This is a genomic window from Bradyrhizobium sp. (assembly GCF_016462955.1).
Classification (GTDB): Bacteria; Pseudomonadota; Alphaproteobacteria; order Rhizobiales; family Xanthobacteraceae; genus Bradyrhizobium.
In genome coordinates, this window is sequence record NZ_JAEMSD010000688.1 from 1 (window position 1) to 2,929 (window position 2,929).

The following is a 2,929-nucleotide window of genomic DNA, read 5'->3' on the forward strand; positions in this document are numbered from 1 at the left end:
CGAGCTCGCTCGGCGCCTATCTGTTCGGCGCGATGCTGATCGTGCTGTCGAGCGCGCATGCGGATCTCGCGCTGATCGCGTTTGCACTTCTCGTCGGCGGCACGCTGTTCGTCGCCTGGCGCGCGCCGGCGGCGACCGGTGCGCTCGGCGCGGCTGCGGCAGCCGTCTTCATCGTGTTCGCCGAATGGGCGGTGCGCGCCAATCCTGATATGCTGGTGCTGCCGGGCGGCCCCATCGCGGGAATTGGACCGGCCGTGACCGACAGCGCGGTGACGCTGCATCTCGTGACGGCCGCAATCTTCGCCGCCGGCTTCGGCATTGCGGGCTTCCTCGCGCAGGGTCGCTCGAACTCCGCGATCATTCCGGTGGTGTGGTCGGCGGCCGGCGTCGCCACGCCGATCGCGATCCTGGTTGCGCTCTATGCGCGCATTGCCCATCTCGACCGCTCGATCCCCTTCGCGATCCTGGCCATACTGCTCGCGGCAGCGTTCGGCGCCGCGACCGAAGCCCTGGCGCGTCGGGAAACCCGGCCGGGCGGCATGATTTCCACCGCGCTGTTCGCGACCGGCACGCTCGGCGCGCTGGCGCTGGCACTGACCTTCGCACTGGAAAAGGGCTGGCTCACCATCGCGCTCGCGCTGATGTCGCTCGGCACCGCCTGGATCTCGTTGCAGCGCCCGATTCCGTTCCTGCGCTGGCTCGCGGCGATCTTCGCCGGGCTCGTCACCGCGCGTATCGCCTACGATCCTTTCATCGTCGGCGACGCCATCGGCACCACGCCGATTTTGAATTGGCTTTTGTGGGGCTACGGCCTGCCGGCGGCCTCGTTCTGGGGCGCGAGCGTCTTCCTGCGTCGCCGTGCCGATGATGCGCCGCTGCGCATGGTCGAGACCGCAGCAATCCTGTTCACGGCCCTGCTCGCCTTCATGGAGATCAGGCATTATGCGACCGGCGGCCGCATGACCGCGGCCCCCTCGCTGCTCGAATTCGCGCTGCAGGTCTGCATCACGCTGGCGATGGCGATCGGGCTGGAGCGCTTGCGGCTGCGCAGCCACAGCATCGTGCACAATGTCGGCGCGGTCGTGCTGACCGTGATCGCCGGGCTCATCAGCGTGTTCGGTCTGTTGATCCTGGAAAATCCGCTGCTCTGGCAAACCGACGTCGGCGGCCTCGTATTCAACCTGTTGCTGCTCGGCTATGCGCTGCCGGCCGTGCTGATGCTGCTGCTGTCCTATGCGGTGGTCGGCGAGCGTGGCAAGGTCTACGCCAATACGATTGCGGGCGGCGCGCTCGTGTTCGCGCTCGCTTATGTCACGCTCGAGATCCGCCGCTTCTATCACGGGCCGATCCTGTCCACAGGATCCACCACGAGCGCCGAGCAATACACCTATTCGATCGGCTGGCTCGGTTTCGGCGTCGTGCTGCTCGGCGTCGGGATCCTCGTCAACTCGGAGCGCGCGCGCCTTGCCTCTGCCGCCGTGATCGCGCTGACGATCCTGAAGGCCTTCGTGGTCGACATGTCGACCCTGACCGGCGTCTATCGCGCGCTCTCGTTCATGTGCCTCGGCGTCGTGCTGGTCGCGATCGGCTGGCTGTACCAACGCATCCTGTTCCGGCGGCAGGTTACGCCGCCGCCGGCCGCGCCGCAGACGGGCACATAAGGCTCGAGAGCGTGATGAGATCAGCTGTGATTGCTGCGGCCGAGGTGCACCCCCTCTCTCGCTTGCGGGAGAGGGTTGGGGAGAGGGTGTTTCCGCAATGGGACAATCCCTAGGAGGAGAGAGCCCTCACCCGCGCCTTCGGCGCGACCTCTCCCGCAAGCGGGAGAGGTGAACAACGAGCGCGCCGCGCCTAGGCCGCGCGGACCGATTCCAGGAACTGCGCGACTTCCACCTTCAGGCGGGTGCTGTCGGTCGCCAGCGACTTCGCCGCCGACAGCACTTCGGCCGAGGCCGAGCCGGTCTCGGTCGCGCCGCGCTGCACGTTGGTGATGTTGGAGGAAACCTCCTGCGTGCCGAGCGAGGCCTGCTGAACGTTGCGCGAGATCTCCTGTGTGGCCGCGCCCTGCTCCTCGACGGCGGCCGCAATCGCGGCAGACACTTCGGACAGACGCTCGATGGTACCGCCGATCTCCTGGATGGCGCTGACCGATTCCTGCGTCGCGGCCTGAATCCCGGACACCTGCGCCCCGATCTCGCCGGTCGCCTTCGCGGTCTGCTCGGCCAGCGCCTTGACCTCGGAGGCGACGACCGCAAAGCCGCGGCCGGCTTCCCCTGCGCGCGCCGCTTCGATCGTCGCGTTCAGCGCCAGCAGATTGGTCTGGCCGGCGATGGTGTTGATGAGTTCGACGACATCGCCGATGCGGGAGGCGGCCTGCGACAGCGCGTTGACGCGTTCGTTGGTCCTTGCCGCCTGCTCGACGGCCTCCGCCGCCATCCGCGCCGAATCCTGCACGCGGCGGCTGATTTCGGTGATGGAGGACGACAGCTCCTCGGAGGCGGACGCCACCGCCTGCACGTTGGTGGAGGCTTCCTCCGATGCAGCCGCAACGACCGTTGCGAGCTCCTTGCCGCGCTGCGCGGTGCCGCTCAGCGTGGCCGCGGAGGCCTCGAGTTCGGTCGAGGCCGACGACACGGTCTCGACGACCTCGCCGATCATGGTCTCGAAATTGCGGGTGATGGCATCGACGCGGCGGCCGCGTTGTGCCTGGCCCCAAGCACCTTGCACCGGCTTGTCTTGCCGCCGCCGCGGCTGGCCAGCGCGTGACCCGCCGAACAGACACCACCCCGTCGAAAGGTCTGCAGGCCACCATCACAGCTGCCTTCGTCAGCGCTTCGACATCATGTCCAAACGATGGTCCAACATCCTTGGCGACACGGTCGTGGTCTCCTCGGGCGAAGTCATGGCCACCATGCAGTCGCTGAAGAAG

1 protein-coding gene and 1 pseudogene are annotated in these 2,929 nt (G+C 67.6%); one reads left to right on the plus strand and one right to left on the minus strand.

Going from position 1 to position 2,929, the window contains the following annotated elements:
• A partial coding sequence (locus JHD07_RS36890) for a DUF2339 domain-containing protein (protein WP_291631146.1) occupies positions 1-1,661 on the plus strand: 1,661 nt, incomplete at its 5' end.
• Positions 1,662-1,851: 190 nt separating this feature from the next.
• On the opposite strand, the pseudogene JHD07_RS36895 reads toward JHD07_RS36890, so the two are convergent.
• A pseudogene (locus JHD07_RS36895) lies at positions 1,852-2,703 on the minus strand (methyl-accepting chemotaxis protein); the annotation flags it as partial.
• Positions 2,704-2,929: the final 226 nt, after the last annotated feature.